At 53.9% G+C, this 17,620-nt stretch carries 11 protein-coding genes; 4 read left to right on the forward strand and 7 right to left on the reverse strand.

Annotation, left to right across the window (positions count from 1 at the left end; genetic code table 11):
* Nucleotides 1-85 precede the first annotated feature (85 nt).
* Nucleotides 86-2,257 (forward strand): DNA helicase II, encoded by a 2,172-nt coding sequence (gene uvrD, locus F1E05_RS12730; protein ID WP_150049020.1) that lies wholly within the window; start codon nt 86-88, stop codon nt 2,255-2,257.
* Nucleotides 2,258-2,337: 80 nt separating this feature from the next.
* Here the strand turns inward: uvrD and pyk are convergent, their stop codons facing one another.
* Nucleotides 2,338-3,774, reverse strand: coding sequence for a pyruvate kinase (gene pyk / locus F1E05_RS12735; protein ID WP_150049022.1), 1,437 nt, complete (start codon nt 3,772-3,774; stop codon nt 2,338-2,340).
* Nucleotides 3,775-3,783: 9 nt separating this feature from the next.
* Nucleotides 3,784-4,797 carry a type I glyceraldehyde-3-phosphate dehydrogenase gene (gene gap, locus F1E05_RS12740; protein ID WP_150049024.1) on the reverse strand — a complete coding sequence of 338 codons (1,014 nt, stop codon included), beginning with the start codon at nt 4,795-4,797 and terminating at the stop codon, nt 3,784-3,786.
* Nucleotides 4,798-4,988: 191 nt separating this feature from the next.
* Here gap and F1E05_RS12745 point away from each other — a divergent pair, with 191 nt between their 5' ends.
* From F1E05_RS12745 to F1E05_RS12755, 3 genes are read left to right on the forward strand one after another with little or no spacing between them, the layout of a single operon-like run.
* Entirely contained in the window at nt 4,989-6,287 is a 1,299-nt protein-coding gene (locus tag F1E05_RS12745) for a hypothetical protein (protein ID WP_150049026.1), read from the forward strand.
* 13 nt (nt 6,288-6,300) lie between these two features.
* Complete coding sequence (locus tag F1E05_RS12750) at nt 6,301-6,756, forward strand: hypothetical protein (protein ID WP_150049028.1); 456 nt, start codon at nt 6,301-6,303, stop codon at nt 6,754-6,756.
* Nucleotides 6,753-9,005: an ATP-binding protein gene (locus tag F1E05_RS12755; protein ID WP_150049030.1), complete on the forward strand. Its 2,253-nt coding sequence runs from the start codon at nt 6,753-6,755 to the stop codon at nt 9,003-9,005. Before F1E05_RS12750 ends, F1E05_RS12755 begins: the two co-directional genes overlap by 4 nt.
* 278 nt (nt 9,006-9,283) lie before the next feature.
* Here F1E05_RS12755 and F1E05_RS12760 read toward each other — a convergent pair whose 3' ends face one another.
* From F1E05_RS12760 to F1E05_RS12780, 5 genes are all read right to left on the reverse strand, one after another.
* Nucleotides 9,284-10,534: an alginate export family protein gene (locus F1E05_RS12760; protein ID WP_150049032.1), complete on the reverse strand. Its 1,251-nt coding sequence runs from the start codon at nt 10,532-10,534 to the stop codon at nt 9,284-9,286.
* Between the two features lie 28 nt (nt 10,535-10,562).
* Nucleotides 10,563-12,317, reverse strand: a complete 1,755-nt coding sequence (locus F1E05_RS12765) for an ABC transporter ATP-binding protein (protein ID WP_150049034.1) — start codon at nt 12,315-12,317, stop codon at nt 10,563-10,565.
* A 10-nt stretch (nt 12,318-12,327) separates the two neighbouring features.
* Nucleotides 12,328-13,341: an ABC transporter permease gene (locus F1E05_RS12770; RefSeq protein ID WP_150049036.1), complete on the reverse strand. Its 1,014-nt coding sequence runs from the start codon at nt 13,339-13,341 to the stop codon at nt 12,328-12,330.
* Between the two features lie 88 nt (nt 13,342-13,429).
* Complete coding sequence (locus F1E05_RS12775) at nt 13,430-14,824, reverse strand: CmpA/NrtA family ABC transporter substrate-binding protein (RefSeq protein ID WP_150049038.1); 1,395 nt, start codon at nt 14,822-14,824, stop codon at nt 13,430-13,432.
* A gap of 633 nt (nt 14,825-15,457) precedes the next feature.
* Nucleotides 15,458-17,563, reverse strand: a complete 2,106-nt coding sequence (locus F1E05_RS12780; RefSeq protein ID WP_150049040.1) for a TonB-dependent receptor — start codon at nt 17,561-17,563, stop codon at nt 15,458-15,460.
* Nucleotides 17,564-17,620 lie beyond the last annotated feature (57 nt).

The following is a 17,620-nucleotide window of genomic DNA, read 5'->3' on the forward strand; positions in this document are numbered from 1 at the left end:
TTTATTTTTTGTTACATATCCCGATTCAAAGCTCTCCGGCCAAGAGTCGCAAATATACACAGCTCATAGAATTCTCTCAATAGAAATGGACGTTTCCAGCATCATTGCCCCGTTAAACGACGCCCAACGCCAAGCCGTTTCCGCTCCGAATCAAGCTATGTTGGTGCTGGCCGGCGCCGGTAGCGGCAAAACGCGGGTATTGGTACACCGCATCGCCTGGCACATCAAAATCAACCAACTATCTCCCTACCACTTGTTGGCAGTCACCTTCACCAACAAAGCCGCCAACGAAATGCGCAGCCGTATCGAAGAGTTGCTGCAGATTTCCGCTCGCACCATGTGGATAGGCACGTTTCACGGCTTGGCACACCGCTTGTTACGGCAACACACCCGGCAAGCCCGCTTGCCCGATAATTTTCAAGTCATGGATAGCGACGATCAGCTGCGCATCGTCAAACGCCTATTGAAAACCTTGAATATCGACGATAGCAAATGGCCGGCCAAACAGGTGCAATGGTTTATCAACGCTCAGAAAGAAGAAGGCGTGCGCGCTCGTCATATGCACGACAGCGCCGATTTCTTTCAGCAACAGATGCTGTCCTTATATAAAGCCTACGAGGAGTTATGCGAACGTTCGGGTCTGGTCGATTTTGCCGAGCTGCTGCTAAGAGCGCACGAAGTCCTGCGCGACAACCCGGACTTGCTGGAGTTTTACCGCCAGCGCTTCCAGCACGTGCACGTCGACGAGTTTCAGGACACCAACACCATACAATACGCCTGGCTGCGCCTGTTGACCGAGGGTAACAACAATCTGTTCGTGGTCGGCGACGACGATCAATCGATTTACGGCTGGCGCGGCGCGAAAATCGAAAACATTTTTAACTTCCGCAAACATTACCCGGATCACCAACTGGTCAGACTGGAGCAAAACTACCGTTCCACCGGCCACATTCTTAAAGCCGCCAATACCCTGATCGCCAACAACGACGCCCGCATGGGTAAAGAACTGTGGACGGACGCCGGAGATGGCCAAAAAATCTCGCTGTATTCGGCATTCAACGAACAAGACGAAGCCTATTTCGTCATCGAAAAAATTCGCCAATGGATCAACGACGGCGGCATGCGTAGCGAAGCGGCCATTTTATACCGTTCCAATGCCCAATCCCGGCAATTCGAGGAACGCTTGATGACCACCGGCATCCCTTACCGGGTTTACGGCGGCTTGCGTTTTTTCGAACGTATGGAAATAAAAAATGCCCTGGCTTATCTGCGCTTAGCCAGCCATAAGGACGACGATGCCTCGTTCGAGCGGGTGGTCAATACGCCCGCCCGCGGCCTCGGCGCGAAAACGCTGGACGACATGCGTACACTAGCGCGTTCGGGCAACCTGTCGCTGTGGCAAGCGGCGGAACGGATGATTGCGGAGAATCGTCTGCCACCGCGCGCGGCCGGCGCTTTAAAACGTTTTCTGCAATTGATTACGGAGCTGACCGGCGAAATTGCCGGCTTGGCCCTACACGAAACAGTGCGGCTGGTCGTCGAGAAAAGTGGTTTGATAGAACTCTACCAAAAGGAAAAACAGGATAAAGGCGAAGCGCGGGTCGAAAATCTCGAGGAGCTGGTCAACGCGGCGCGTCTGTTCGACGCCGATAGCTTAAACGACGAAAATCTCAGCGAAATCGACTTGTTTTTAACCCATGCCGCGTTGGAAGCCGGGGAAAACCAGGCGGAAGCCGACCAAGACTGCGTACAGCTGATGACGTTGCATTCGGCAAAAGGCCTGGAATTCAAGCTGGTGTTTATGGTCGGCATGGAAGAGGGCTTGTTCCCGTCCCAGCAAGCGGTGGACGAACCCGGCCGGCTGCAGGAAGAACGCCGTTTATGTTACGTAGGCATTACCCGGGCCATGGAACAACTGTATTTAACCCACGCCGAATCGCGGCGCTTATACGGCAAAGACAATTACCCATCCCCGTCTCGGTTTTTACGGGAAATTCCGCCGGAATCGCTGCAGGAAATCCGCTTGCGCGCCCAAGTCAGCCGCCCCGCCGCTCCAGCATTCCACTCTACGCTCGGCAAAACCGCCATTTCCGGCGGCCGCTTTCGCATGGGGCAAAGCGTGAAACACGAAAAATTCGGCGAAGGCGTGGTGCTGCAAACCGAGGGCGAGGGCGAACAGGAACGCGTACAAATCAATTTCCGCAATGTCGGCATCAAATGGCTGATGCTGGCTTATGCGAAATTAGAAACCGCATAAAACCCTCGAAAACGCCGGACACAAAAAAGGGATGCAGCTGACGCGGCATCCCTCTAAACCGGTTAATCAGTGCCGGAAACTCAATCTTCGGTGACTTTGATGACTTTTAGCGAGTTGGTTCCGCCACTGGCGCCGGTCAGATCGCCTTTGGTTCGAATCAATGCATCACCCGGCTTGACCACTCCGCGCTTTTTCAACGCCGTGATCAGACATTGGGTAACGCTTGGAGACGCCATCTCTTCCCGGGAAAACGGAATAGGAAATACCCCTTTATAGAGCGTAACCCGCCCCAGGGTCCGTTCATGACTGCTGAACGCAAAGATAGGAATATCGGAACTGATTCGCGACATCCATAACGGCGTGGAACCTGACTCGGTCAGCGAGGCGATACCGGCAATCTCGGTATGGTTGGCCATGTACATGGCCGACATCGCAATCGCTTCGTCGATACGGGCGAAGTTATCCGTCATCCGGTGCATGGATTGAGTCACGCTGGGTTGTTTTTCGGTTTCCAGGCAGATTCGCACCATGGCTTGCACGGTTTTGACCGGATGCTTGCCGGACGCGGTTTCCGCCGATAGCATGATCGCATCGGTGCCGTCCACGATGGCGTTGGCGACGTCGAACACTTCGGCCCGGGTCGGAATCGGGTTTTCTATCATCGATTCCATCATCTGCGTCGCCGTGATCACTACCCTGTTCAACTCGCGCGAACGCTGGATCAGCAATTTTTGCGCCGCCGGCAGGTTGGCGTCGCCGATTTCGACCCCCAGATCGCCGCGCGCCACCATGATGGCGTCGGACGCCAGGATGATTTCGTCGATCACTTCCATCGCTTCGGCCCGTTCAACCTTGGCGACCAGACCCGCATAGCAACCTTCCGCTTCCAGCAGCGCACGGGCTTCGTTCATGTCCGCACCGGTGCGGGGAAATGAAATCGCCACGTAATCCGCGTTGATGATGGCGATGGTTTTGATGTCTTCCTTGTCTTTTTCGGTCAGAGCCGCCGCCGACAGGCCCCCGCCCAACAGGTTGATACCCTTGTTGTTGGACAAATCGCCGCCCACCACCACGGTGGTGTTGACGCGGGTGTTATTTTCGACGTTGACCACATCCAGCACCACCCGTCCGTCGTCCAGCAACAAGCGGGTGCCGGGTTTGACTTCGCGCGCCAGCGGCTCGTAACTGATACCGACCTGGGTATTGTCGCCGTCCAGTTTGCCCAGATTGATGTCCAACGCAAACGCCTGGCCTTCTTCCAGCCAAACCTTGTTTTCCTTGAAGCGTTCGATGCGGATTTTCGGGCCTTGCAAATCGGCCAGGATGCCGACCCTGCGGCCGGTTTGTTTACTCAGTTCTTTGACACGGTTGGCGCGGTTAATGTGATCCTGCGCCGAACCGTGCGAGAAGTTCAACCTGACAACGTCTATACCGGCCTTGAACAAGTCCTCAAGTACACCGGGCTTGTCCGTGGCAGGTCCCAGCGTAGCCAGGATTTTTGTTCTTCGTAACAGCATGTAAATCCTTTATTTAGCGTTGAACAATGCAACAGTCGTATCCAACATACGGTTTGAGAAACCCCATTCGTTGTCGTACCAAGACAACACTTTGACGAAGTTGCCGCCGGTCACTTTGGTCAAGCCCAATTCGTAGATGGAGGAATGCGGGTTGTGGTTGAAATCCATGGAAACCAACGGCTCTTCGTTGACCGCCAAAATACCTTTCAGGGAACCGGCGGCCGCTTCTTTCAGAATGCTGTCGATTTCTTCTTTGCTGGTATTACGCGAGGCTTGGAAGCACAAATCCACTACGGAGACGTTGATGGTGGGTACCCGCATCGCGAAACCGTCCAATTTGCCTTTCATTTCCGGCAACACCAAACCTACCGCCGCGGCAGCGCCGGTTTTGGTGGGGATCATCGACTGAGTAGCGGAACGGGCCCGGTGCAAGTCGCTGTGGTAAACGTCGGTCAAGACTTGGTCGTTGGTGTAGGAGTGAATGGTAGTCATCAAACCGTGATCAACACCGATAGTGTCCATCAACGGTTTAACTAAAGGTGCCAAGCAGTTGGTGGTGCAGGACGCGTTGGAAATGACGGTATCGGACGCTTTCAGGGTTTGGTGGTTGACGCCGTACACAATGGTGGCGTCGACATCGTTACCGCCAGGCGCGGAGATAATGACTTTTTTGGCACCGGCCGCGATATGGGCGGAGGCTTTGGCTTTACTGGTAAAGAAACCGGTGCACTCGTGCACCACGTCGATACCCAGTTCGCCCCATGGTAGCTTTGCAGGGTCTCTTTCTGCGAAAACCCGGATTTTATCGCCATTGATCACGATGTAATCGCCGTCGACGGACACCTCGAACGGAAATTTGCCGTGCACGGTATCGTATTTGGTCAGATGCGCGTTGGTTTTAGAGTCACCCAGGTCGTTGATCGCGACGACTTGAATTTCGTTGGTGCGACCAGATTCGTACAATGCACGCATCACGTTGCGTCCGATGCGACCATAACCGTTAATTGCAACTTTAATTGCCATAAGAGTATTCTCCGGGTGAGTGTAAAAAATTATGCGTGAGAAGCGACGCGCTAAACGTCGAAAATGAGGAAAATTGTAGCAAATCCGCCCATCCAGCGTCCACCCGAAAGCACATCCGCGTCCGGGTTGCCGGTCCCAATGAGAAACCGCCGGGTTGGACGACATCGTATATACTCATGGGGTTATCGTTAATGCCTACCATGCTTCCGACCGCCAATTTCCAACGACTCCCGCCAGGCCAACTTAACCCGGCTACCAATCTCGGCGCAGACTGGCGACGCTACCGGTTGGCAATGTTATGCTGCGTCAGTCTGATCGGTACGTCTAACGCTCACGCCAACCCGAAGCTTCCGCAGCTTTCTTTTCACACCTTCGGCACCGGCGGTACGGTTTACGTGCCGGAAGGCAACGCCGATTTCATCCGGGACGTCACTCAACTCAGCGGGCCATCCGCAGGACAATGGTCGGTGGCTGTGGATTCTCTGATTGGCGGGCAAATCAACCTGAAGTTCGGTGAAAAATTCGAACTGGTCAGCCAGGCGGTCAGCCGGCACCGTTACGACGATAGCTACCGTCCCGAATTAATGTGGGCTTTGGCCAGATATTCCCCGCGTCCGGATTTGGACTTGCGCGGCGGCCGTTTAGGCACGGATTTTTATATGCGCTCCGATTCGCGCTTGGTCGGTTATTCCAATCTCACGATACGCCCCTCGGTAGACTACTACGGCGGCGTGCCCTATTACTACTTCGACGGCGTCGACGCTTCCTTCAGTTATCCTGTAGGCTCCGGTATCTTGCGCAGCAAAATTTTCGCCGGTTTCAACGATGAAAAAATCCCGCTGGAACTGACGCCCTCATGGAGATCCGACAACTCCTTGGTTCTGGGCGGCAGCCTGGATTACATCATCGGTAGCTGGCAGTTTCGCTTCGGCTATTTTCAAATCGACAACCGCCGCAATCTGCCCGGCTCGTTCGAGACCTTGCTAAACGTCCTGCGCACCCCCCCCACTCCCGGAGCGCTGGCAGCCGCCAATGCGTTGGCCACGGCGGACAGCACCGGGCGGCATTTTTCCGCCGGTCTGATCTACGACGAAGGACCGCTGCAAATCCAGTTGCTGATCAGCGGCGTCAAGCAGGACAGCGCTTTTTTACAAGAAAGCGTATCGGGCTATTTGCTCGGCGGTTATAGACTGGGCGACTTTACCCCTTATGCCGGCTTATCCTGGAGCAGTTCCACTCCCGCCCGGCTAAACTCGACCGGCTCGGCCGGATTGGATGTCTTGGTGAAAAGCGCCATCGCTCGCACCGGCCTGGATCAGCATACCTTTACCTTGGGACTGCGCTGGGACTTTTATCCGGGCATGGATTTAAAAGCGCAATGGGATGTCATGCAAGGCAGTCCGGACTCCCGTTTGCTCTACCGCTGGGAATCCGGCGATTGGAACGGACGCATGCAGGTGTTGTCGCTAGCCCTCGACTTTGCATTCTAAGCCTTCCATGCCCGTGACACTGCCGAAATCAATCGTTTTTGCCTTGGTCGGCTTAGCCTGCGATGCAGTCTGTGCGGATGTCGCCGTCATAGTCAACTCGGAAGCCGGCATCTCGGCGCTGGCGCGCGAAGAACTCGTCAATATCTACATGGGCCGTTTGCGGCGTTTCCCAAACGGCGAAGCCGCATTACCGCTGGACTTGCCCGCCGGCTCACCGGAAAAAGCCCAGTTTTATCGCGCCCTGGTAAACAAAAGTCCGGCCGAGATTGACGCTTATTGGGCGCGCTTGTTATTTTCCGGACGCACGTCGCCACCCGAAGCCGTCAACACTGCCGATCGCATGCTGGACAAAGTCGCCGACAACGCCAATGCCGTAGGCTATGCGGATTTAGATGCCGCACTCAAACGTTTGCGCACCGACAAACGCATCAAAATCGTCTTGGAACTCCCCACTCCGCCTATGCCATGAAGCCGGTATTCAAACCCCGTACCATACTTGCCCGCACCGTTTTGATTCTAGTATTGGCTTCGTTAGTGACCTGCGGCGGCTTTTTTCTGTCCGCGTCGTGGGTTATTTCCGAATTGTCCTACCGTCAAGCGCATACCCGTTTGACCGAATTACTCGATACCGTAGAGCGCACTGCCAGTATCGCTTGCTATCTCTCGGATAAACCTTTGGCCGCGGAAGTCGTTCAAGGCTTGCTGAGTAACCGGGAAATCGCGGCCGTCACCATCATTACCAGCGATACCCGCGAAATTCTAGCCGAAGCGTCTCGAACTTCGCCTACCCAAGCCCCTCCCGAAACCTTGGCCCCGCTGAAACGGGCCATCGTTTCGCCATTCACACCGGAGCAGACCGTCGGCGAACTCACCATCATTCCCGATTTCGTCGAAATAGATCAACGCGCCCAAAGTAACGTCTATTTCGTAAAAGGCTTGTTGATCGCCGGACTGTTGATACTGAACCTGGTGGCCGTAGCCATGGTGTCATTGATCATCATCAGACCGATTAAACGCGTATCCGGCCAATTACACGCGATGGATGCGGTCGCCGGCGACACGCTGGCGATTCCGTCCGGACATAAAGACGACGAAATCGGCAGTCTGGTCAACGACATCAACGCTCTGGCCAGCCGTTTGATGTCTACGGTAAAAACGGAACAAAGCTTGCGCCGGCAAAGAGAAGCGGGCGAGAAGAAATACCACGCCATTTTCGATAATGCCGACGCCGGTATCTGTCAACTGGACGGCCACGGCAGCGTCAGCTCTTACAATCCGGCGTTTGCGCGGCTGACCGGCTTGCAAGGTCAAAACGTAGTCCTGACCGCCTTAGCTTGCGATCATCCCGAAAAGCTGAACCTTGCGCTGGACACCTGTTTAAAAACCGGTCAAACCGTCACCGATACCGTCAAACTACTCGAACGCCCCATTTGCCTGCAATTGACCTTTACCGCGATTCAAGCCGATACGGCGCAATGCATCATCAGCGACGTTACCGAACTCACCCTCGCCAAGCAACAAGCCGAAAAAGCCAGCCGCGCCAAATCGGAGTTTTTAGCCAGCATGAGCCACGAACTTAGAACACCGTTGAACTCGATTCTCGGCTATTCGCAGCTGCTGAGTCTGGACACCCAGCATTCGGATTACGTGCGCGATCAAGCCAACGAAATCAAACGCGCCGGCTATCACCTGTTATCGCTGGTTAACGATTTGATCGATCTGGCCCGCATCGAATCCGGCAAAACCGAACTGTTCATCGAAACCGTCACGGTGAAATCCGTGTTGACCGACAGCCTAGCCATCGTCTCCCCGCTGGCCTGCGAACACGACGTTACCGTGTCCAATCAAATCGATATCGAAGACAACATCGGCGTACTAGCGGATTATTCCCGCTTGCGCCAAGTGCTGGTCAACTTTTTGTCGAACGCAATCAAATACAACAAACCCAACGGCTACGTGACCCTCAGTCACCAATTCAACGGCCACAACATTCGGATCAACGTCACAGATACCGGCATCGGCATCCCCGGCGACCGCCAGCACCGGATATTCAATTCGTTCGACCGGCTTGGCAAAGAACGCGGCACCATCGAAGGCACCGGCATCGGCCTGGTCATTACCAAACGGCTGGTCGAAGCCATGCACGGCGAAATCGGCTTTGTCAGCATAGAGGGCCAAGGCAGCACGTTTTGGGTGGAATTCGAACGCCGCCTGAAAGCCCAAGCAAGACCGAAAGTAGCAGCCGCGCCGAAACTCAAGTTAAAGCTAACCGAGAATGCGACCACTAAAGGCCGCTTGTTGTTGGCGGAGGACAACATCGCCAACCAACGTCTGGCCGGCATGGCGTTGAAGAAAATGGGCTATATCGTCGATGTAGTGGACAACGGCGAGAAAGCGGTGGCGGCGTTCGACTTAGGGATTTACGATTTAATTTTAATGGACTGCCAAATGCCTAACCTGGACGGCTATCAAGCCACCACGGCAATTCGCCACAAAGAAGCCCGGCTGGCAAACGCCCATCCTCTGCCCATCATTGCGATGACCGCCAACGCGATGGAAGGCGATAAAGAAAAATGTTTGGCCGCCGGCATGAACGATTACATTTCCAAGCCGATAGACGTGATGCGGCTGGAAGGTATCCTCGACTATTGGCTGCAACGTTCGCAAGACTCGGCAAACGACGCGGCACAACCCCCGGTACCGCGCCCCATTGATTGAACCACCAAGCCGGACACACTATGGTTCCCCGGACAATCGGCACTCGCCGTCTTATCCCTTGAAAAACCGCAACGCTCCCAAAGCGCGTTACGGTTTTATCGGGCGCCGGGGCGGCATCTCAATACCCGGTGCCAATCCGCATGGGCGCAAAAAACCGCGCCCACCCTTTTTGAGCGGAAGAACCGAAAGTTACTGGTGAATTTCAAAAATCCGGTTTAATGTTTCAACCGGCCCTATCAATGGCCTTCGCTTGGCTGGAACGGCAGCGGAAAGTCAAACTAGAAACTAACGTTGGCTTGTAGCCAGATTTTCTGGGTATCGGTTCCGAATGTATCGGCGTTGTAATTGGCGTATTTAGCCAATAACGAATAGTGTTTGCCGAATTTTTTCAACACCGAAAAATCCCATTCCTTACCGTATTGATCGACTCCGGTGTCGTCGGAAAAGTCGTGGTAAACCCCGGTCAGGATCAGACTGTCGTTCATCATTTTATAACTGACGGTGGCGAACACGTCGCGAATACCGTCGGCCGGGGTCACCAGGAACAAGTCCGCCCAACCTTGGAACGCATGGTTGGTGCCCAGCGGGGTTTGGAAAGCTTTACCGGCGCCAAAGCCGTTCAGTTGCTCGATCGCGCCGGACGCGGTCAAGCCGAAAGCGCTCAAGCCCGCCATCAAGTTGATGCGGTCCGCTTGATAGTGCTTGGGATTGTCCGCGTAATCCGATTGCTTACCCCACTCGGCCGTGTAGACGGCGTTGACGGTATCGAAGAACTGCGGCGACTTACCGTCGAAACGCAAGCCGTAGGTTTGCGAAGACTTACCGAAGTTTTCTTTTTGCCGGTAATCCAACCAATAACCGTAACCGATCAGATTGCCCCAATCGCCCACTTTGTAATTCAGGTTCAAGATCGGCGCGTTAATGTCGTCGGTTTGACCGAAAATATTTTGTACGTGATCGATGTAGCCGGCATTGACCGTCAAGCCGAACAGGGTTTGGTTTTTATGGGTGACCAGGATGGAGTCGTAGGTCATTTCCATTTGCCGCCAACCGACGTTACCGATAAAACGGTCGTCGTCGAATTTGATGCGCTGGCGGCCCACTTTGACTAAGGTATCGGCTATGCCTTTGTAACTCAACCAGAATTGGTTCAATTCGCTGATGTCCGGATCCACCACCGTAGAATATTGGGTTTTCTTGTTAACGACGCTGTTGTAATCCTCTTGCAACGCGTAATTGCCTTCGTATTCCGCATAGGCTTGCAAGTCGTAAAAGGTCGGCGACAACAAGCCCAAACGCAAGCGCGCGGTATTGGCGTTGGCGGTTTGGTCCTTGCCGGCGTCGCGGTCTACGTTTTCCCAGCGATAGTTCAAATCCATTTTGATCGCACCGTTATTACCGTAATGGTAAAAATTCAAGGCATCTTCCACTTCCTTGGTGAAATCGGCTTGCGCCGATCCGGCGGCCAGCATGGCCAACAATGCAGTCGGCCCTAATCGGCCGGGTAAGGATTTGAGTGGTTTTGGCATACGGCCCCCTTGGTAAGAACGAAAAAAATCAGTGTGTGTGGTCGCATTCATTCAAGAACGTCAACAAGCTTTCCCGGTAGTAGTAATAATCGGGATGTTCCAGTAAGGCTTTACGGCTGCGCGGTCTAGGCAGATCGATTGGTTGAATTTTGCCGATTTTGGCGCGCGGACCGTTGGTCATCATCACCACCCGGTCCGCCAGCAATATCGCTTCGTCGACGTCGTGGGTCACCACGATGGCGGTCACGTGGGTACGCTCCCACACCTCCATCAATACTTCCTGCAGTTCCCAACGCGTTAACGAATCCAGCATGCCGAACGGTTCGTCCAGCAGCAACAACTTGGGCGACAGTGCGAAAGCGCGGGCGATACCAACCCTCTGCCGCATGCCGTTGGACATGTCGGCCGCTTTCTTGTGTATGGCGTCGGCCAAACCGACCCGAGTCAGATAATATTCGACGATGTCGATGCGTTCGCCCTTAGTCGCATGCGGATAGACTTTGTCCACGCCCAACATCACGTTCTCGAACGCGGTCAACCAGGGAAACAAACTGGGCGCCTGAAACACCACGCCTCGGTCCGGGCCGGCGGTGGTAATCTCCCGGTTGTCCAAAATAATTCCGCCTTCGGAAATTTCGTTTAAACCGGCGGTCATGGACAGCACTGTCGATTTACCGCAACCGGAATGGCCGATAATCGAAACGAACTCGCCTTTTTTCATCCGCAAATCGAAGCCGTCCACCACTTTTACGGTACTGTTGCCGTCCGGGGTCGGATAGATTTTAGACAATTGCGAAAATTCCAGATAACGCGGTCTGCCCAAGTCTTCCTGACTCGGTTTCAAGGCCGAGGTGTCCGACTTCCAGTCGTTGCTGGTGTTGGGCCTGACGTTAGGCAGCGCGATCTGATCGTTGGTCTCGGCCGCTTTCTCCATGCCGATGTCCATCAAATAGCGGGTGATTTGCGCCCGCAGGCGCTTGAATTCTTCGTTATGGTTAAGGGCGGTGCGGTCGCGCGGCCGTTCGATGTCGATATAAAAGCTAGGTCCGAAGGTAGCGTCCGGACCGGGGTTCAACGGGATTACCCGGTCGGCCATATAAATGGCTTCGTCGACGTCGTTGGTAATCAAAATGACGGTTTTTTTGTCCTTATCCCAAATCTGCAGAATCTCGTCCTGCAAGTTACCGCGGGTCAACGCATCCAACGCGCTCAAGGGTTCGTCCAGCAACAAAATATCCGGATTGGCCGCCAGGGCTCTGGCCACGTTCACCCGTTGCCGCATACCGCCCGACAATTCGGCCGGGCGTTTGTCCATGGCTCGTCCCAGGTTGACCATCTTGACGTATTTTTCGGTATGTTCCCGGCGTTGCCGCGGCGTCCAATCTTTAAAAATCGCGTCGACCGCCAAGGCAACGTTCTCGTATACCGTCAGCCAAGGCATCAACGAATAGTTTTGAAATACCACGCCGCGATCGGGACCCGGCCCGCTGATCGGCTTAGCGTTTTTCAAGACTTCGCCGCGATCGGCTGCTATCAGTCCGGCGATTAATGATACCAAGGTGGTTTTTCCACTACCGGAAAAGCCGACGATGGCAATGAACTCACCTTCCTTGATGTCCAAATTGATGTCTTTTAACACGGACGCCCGCTCTTTTCCCTCGCCGTAGGATTTACAGACATTGTTCAATTGCATCAGCGAGGGGCGCAGGTCCCGGGCCGGTTTCACGGTCGATTCTTGTTTATGCATAGCTAGATTGATTACTTTTGCCGGTGCTGCTGTCATGGCGCGTCCCTCAGATTTTGCTGAACGAGAATACGGCTTGCAGAGAGTGCATGATGCGGTCCAGGACGAAGCCGATGATGCCTATGGTGAACACCGCCACCATGATGCGTCCTAGCGAGCTGGAACTGCCGTTTTGAAATTCGTCCCATACGAATTTGCCTAAGCCGGGGTTTTGCGCCAGCATCTCCGCGGCGATCAACACCATCCAACCCACCCCCAATGACAAGCGCATGCCGGTGAATATATAAGGCAGGGCCGACGGTAAAATAATCCGCTTGATCTGGGTCGGCCAATCTAGGCGTAAGACCTTGCCGACATTGACCAAATCGCGGTCGATAGAAGAAACGCCGACCGCAGTGTTGATCAAGGTCGGCCACAACGAACATAACGTGACGGTAATGGCCGAGGTCACAAACGATTTGGCGAACCAGGAATCGTCGGTCGTCACGTAAACCGCACTAACAACCAAAGTGATTATCGGCAACCAGGCCAGCGGCGATACCGGTTTGAAAATCTGAATCAAGGGATTGATGGCGGTATTGATGACAGGGCTCATGCCGCACAAAATGCCGAGCGGAACCGCAATCAGACTGGCAATCAGAAACCCGGCAAATACCGTCTCCAAGCTGGTGCCGATTTGGTCCAAATAAGTCGGTTTGCCGGTGTACGGGCGAATTTTGACTTCGGCGTTCGGATCCTCGGCCAGCTTGGCTTGATTGCGTTCCTGTTGGCGTTGATAAAAAGCCTCTTCCTTGGCTTTTTCCACATAATGCTCGTCGACCAGTCCGCCCGCTTCGTGCCAAACGGCAACCGGTCCCGGTATCGTACCTAAACTGGTGTTGACTTTGGCGGCCGACACGCTCCACATGCCTAAAAACAGCATGAACGCGATCAGCGGTACCCCCATAATCAGCCACAATTGCCGAATTTGTTGCGCAGGGTTTTCGCCGGCCGCGATTTTAACCAAAGGCACAAACCAGGTCAGGCCGGTTATGGTCAGGAATTTGATCAGTTTGTTAGTCATAGTGATTTACCCAAAAACATGTCGAGGCGGGAAAAAAGTGCATCCCTGCACCAACCGACATCCTGTCGCGAGCACCCACCAGAGTTGGTTATTCGACGACTTTGCCGTCTACTACTTTTTGTTTACCTTTCAAGCCGATAGCGAATTTAGCCAGGTAATCGTTCGGTTTGGTGGCGTCGTAAACGATGCCGTCGATGAATTCTTTTTGCGGGGGTTTGATGCCGGTTTCGGAATCCGCCGGAAAATCGCCGGCTTTGGCTTTGCCTTCGGCGATCAGTTCTTTAGCCGCCGCCATATAGAGGTCCGGGCGATAGACTTTTTTCGCGGTTTCCATGTACCAATTGTCGGGTTTGAATTCGTTGATTTGTCCCCAACGGCGCATTTGGGTCAAGTACCAAATCGCGTCGCTGTAGTACGGATAGGTCGCATTATTTCTAAAGAACGTATTGAAATCCGGCATCGGGCGTTTGTCGCCTTTTTCGTATTCGAAGGTACCGGTCATGCTGTTGGCCAACACCTCGGCATCGGCACCGACGTATTGCGGTTGCGCCAACATTTCGACCGCTTCCATCCGATTTTTGTTGTTTTCGGCATCCAGCCACATGGCCGCCCGGATCAAGGCCTTCAACACCGCTTTATGGGTGTTGGGATATTTATCCGCCCAAGCTTGGGTCACGCCGAACACTTTCTCCGGGTTGTCTTTCCAGATTTCGTAGTCGGTGACCACCGGCACGCCTATGCCTTTGAAAACGGCTTGTTGGTTCCAAGGCTCGCCGACGCAATAGCCGTAGATGGTTCCGGCTTCCAGGGTTGCCGGCATTTGCGGCGGCGGAGTCACGGACAACAACGCGTCAGCGCTGATTTGGCCGACGGTTTCTTGCGGCGGTGCGTAAAAACCGGGCTTGATACCGCCGGCCGCCAACCAATAGCGCAATTCGTAGTTGTGGGTGGAAACCGGGAACACCATGCCCATATTGAAGGCCTTGCCTTCGGATTTGAATTTTTCGACGACGGGTTTCAACGAATCGGCTTTAATCGGGTGTTTAGGTTTGCCGCCTTCCATAGGGATGTGGGCTTTCATCTGATTCCAAATGTCGTTGGAAACGGTCACGGCGTTACCGTTTAAATCCATGCTGAACGCGGTGATGACGTCCGATTTGGTGCCGAAACCTATTGCCGCGCCCAAGGGCTGACCTGCCAACATATGCGCGCCGTCCAGCTCGCCGTTAATCACGCGGTCCAACAACACTTTCCAGTTCGCCTGAGCTTCTAATTGCACAAACAAACCTTCCTGTTCGAAAAAACCTTTTTCAGCGGCTACCGCTAACGGCGCCATGTCGGTCAACTTGATAAAACCGAATTTCAAGTCTTCTTTTTCCAAACTGCCGGCAGCTAGCAGATTGGTAGAAAAAGTCAGCGCAGACAAGGCTGCGGACATCGCCAGCAAGAGTTTCTTCGGAGCAAACGTTTTGTTGGTAATCATTGAGGGTGGTCCTATGCGAAGAAGCGGAAAATAAAAAAGGCGTCGCCGCGATATGAGATTTCTCACACACGACAGACGCCTTTGTCCGGTTTGCTCGACTACGAGCAGGTGTCGCCCCCACCATTGGGGCTATGACCTTTACTTAGCAAAGGAGATGCCAACTCAAAACAGCCAATTATTTTCAAAAAAATAAAATGATAATAATCAATTATTTATATAACAACGCCATGAATAGGACTAAAAACGCTCCATCCGGAACTGTGTAAATTTCGCTACAACAGTGGGCTTTCGCACACGATTGAATCATTTCGGGCTAAAACCGCACATCCATGGTGCAAATAGTCATGGCATGCAATCCACTCTATACAAGTAGGTAACTATTCAGCCATTCCGGATAGCGATGCGAGTCACGAATTGCGGCGTCGAATCGCGACTCGCGTCGCTCCTACCTCTTCTTTCGTTTCAGGCCATCACAGCTCCGAGATAAGCTGGAGCACCCTGCAACCCATCCCCCGAATTCGCACCATAGAATTAACCCAACCCCTTAAATACCGTCCTAGCTGCGATGAACCGGATCGTAAACGCCGGCCCACCGACATAACCTTGGCTGAAGTCCTAAAACCGATATGCGGTTTAAAAGTTAATGGTCACCGTACCTCTGACCATGCGCGGTTCCACCGGGTGGCGCAAGATGCCGGATTGCGGTCCCGCAGCGTTGGGATACTGGTAATCGTAGGCATAGGCGATGTCGCTGCTTTCCGAACCCAGCAAGTTGAATACGTCCAATTCCAATTTGTAGCGTTTTTGCTTATAGCCGGCACCCAAATTGACGATATTGGTATCGCCGGCCCAATACTGGCCGGCTTCGTCCAACGGCACGTGGCCGAAATGACGAAAACGCAAGGTCCCGAACAAACCGTTAGGCGCCGTCACCGTTACCCCGGTACTGATCACCCTACCGACCGAATTGGGTACGGACGAGCCGTCGTCGGCATAACGGGCGGTAGTCAAGGCGTAATCGGCGTCCAGGGTCAACCAATCGGTAGGCTGGTAATAGTTGGTCAGTTCAACGCCGTAGCGGTGGGATTTGCGGTTGACGTCGGTGGTACCTTCGTCGCCGACGAACACCAATTCCTGGCTGGACTCCAACCACCATAACGCGAAGGTGCTATTCAAGCCAGGCACGTAATTGGTGCGTATGCCGAATTCGCCGCCGCGCGACCAGGCCGCCGGGGTAATCCGGGCCTGCTCGCTCCCCAGGGCGGCCCCGGTAGTCGGCTCGAACCGGATGGTGGTGCCGCGGGCATCGTTGGAATGATAGCCGTAACCGATATTGAAGAAGTACTCGGTATCGTACCAGGGACCTAACACCAAGCTAAGCTTGGGGCTGACCATTACCTTGCCGCGGCTGCCGGAATTGGCGGAATTGACGCTGACCAAGCCGCTGCCGGTATCGCGCACATTCACATCGTTGTTGATGAAATCGCCGCGTAAGCCGGCAATGGTGCGCACTTTTTCGTGCCAATGGGTATGATTTTTAAAATAGGTACCGATAGTCGTTACCCCGACATCGCTCAAGCTGACGGTATCGAGGATTTGCCGTTGGCTGGTATGGTACAAACCCAAGCCCATGATTTCGTCGTGCCGAAATTGCAGGCCGACGCTGTTATCCATCTCGAAGCCCAGTAATTTGTTGTAGCGGGTATGCTCGATATTGCCGCCGGTTTGCACCCTCCGCTCGGTTTGCAGAATCTGATCGCCTTGCGGACCGCTGGTAAAGCCGCTGAAGTTGGAATATAAATCCAGATCGGTATACAGCGTGTACAAGTTGGCGTCGTTTTTCCAATTGTCGCCGAATTGCCAAAAATTCGCCGACAAGCTGTAGCGGTTGCTCTTGCCGCCGTCGCTCGGATCCATAGAACCGTACAAACCCAACGCTCCGCTATCGATTGCCGATTGCGGAATCTGGTTGGTCGCGGTCCAACTATTGCTGTAGGCCTTACCGTTAATCGACAAGCCCCAATCGTGCTGATCCAAGGTGTATTTCAACATGCCGTTGAATTTTTGCGAATCTTCCGGCACCTGCCAGACACCGTTATATAAATTGAATTCGCCGGCATATAACAAATCGCCGTCGCCAACCTTGGATGAATGCGCCGCCAAGGTGCGGTAATAGTCGAACTCGCCGGCGGTGAATTTCAACAAGCCTTGCTCCAACTTGTTCATGGTAAACATCTTGGCGTAACCGGCCGCGGAGAAATCGCCCACCTCGGCATAATACGGGCCTTTACCGTATTCCACCTTGCTGACCAGTTCCGGAATGATGCTGTTCAAATCCATATAGCCTTGGCCGTGCGCATGAGTGGTCATGTTCATCGGAATACCGTCGACATAGGTGGTGAAATCGGTACCGTGATCCAGATTGTACCCGCGCAAAAAATACTGATTGGCCTTGCCGGACCCGCTATGCTGGGTCGCCACCGCCCCCGGCACTACTTCTATCAATTCGCCATTGCGCGACAACGGCCGGTACTCGAATTGTTTTTGACTGACTTCGCCTTGCGAGGCGGTTTCGGCGATGCCGATCAAATCCTTGCCGCGCCCCTCTTCGACCTCGACGGTGTCCAACTCTTCTACGTTGTGCGCGCCGGCCACCCCGGAAAACGCGCCGAGTGCAAGGCCTAAGCCGAGCGCTAACGGCGTCAATTTGAAAGCGGAATGTGTATAAATTTTGCTCATGATGCCCTCATGGTTTGATCTTCGATCCGATTGAGAAAAATGCTGTGATAAAAAATG

It is taken from the genome of Methylomonas rhizoryzae (genome assembly GCF_008632455.1).
GTDB lineage: Bacteria > Pseudomonadota > Gammaproteobacteria > Methylococcales > Methylomonadaceae > Methylomonas > Methylomonas rhizoryzae.

Coding starts and splice junctions, on each gene's coding strand:
- uvrD (WP_150049020.1), top strand. CDS start 86: ATGGACGTTTCCAGCATCATTGCCCCGTTAAACGACGCCCAACGCCAA.
- pyk (WP_150049022.1), bottom strand. CDS start 3,774: ATGCTGTTACGAAGAACAAAAATCCTGGCTACGCTGGGACCTGCCACG.
- gap (WP_150049024.1), bottom strand. CDS start 4,797: ATGGCAATTAAAGTTGCAATTAACGGTTATGGTCGCATCGGACGCAAC.
- F1E05_RS12745 (WP_150049026.1), top strand. CDS start 4,989: ATGCCTACCATGCTTCCGACCGCCAATTTCCAACGACTCCCGCCAGGC.
- F1E05_RS12755 (WP_150049030.1), top strand. CDS start 6,753: ATGAAGCCGGTATTCAAACCCCGTACCATACTTGCCCGCACCGTTTTG.
- F1E05_RS12760 (WP_150049032.1), bottom strand. CDS start 10,534: ATGCCAAAACCACTCAAATCCTTACCCGGCCGATTAGGGCCGACTGCA.
- F1E05_RS12765 (WP_150049034.1), bottom strand. CDS start 12,317: ATGACAGCAGCACCGGCAAAAGTAATCAATCTAGCTATGCATAAACAA.
- F1E05_RS12770 (WP_150049036.1), bottom strand. CDS start 13,341: ATGACTAACAAACTGATCAAATTCCTGACCATAACCGGCCTGACCTGG.
- F1E05_RS12775 (WP_150049038.1), bottom strand. CDS start 14,824: ATGATTACCAACAAAACGTTTGCTCCGAAGAAACTCTTGCTGGCGATG.
- F1E05_RS12780 (WP_150049040.1), bottom strand. CDS start 17,563: ATGAGCAAAATTTATACACATTCCGCTTTCAAATTGACGCCGTTAGCG.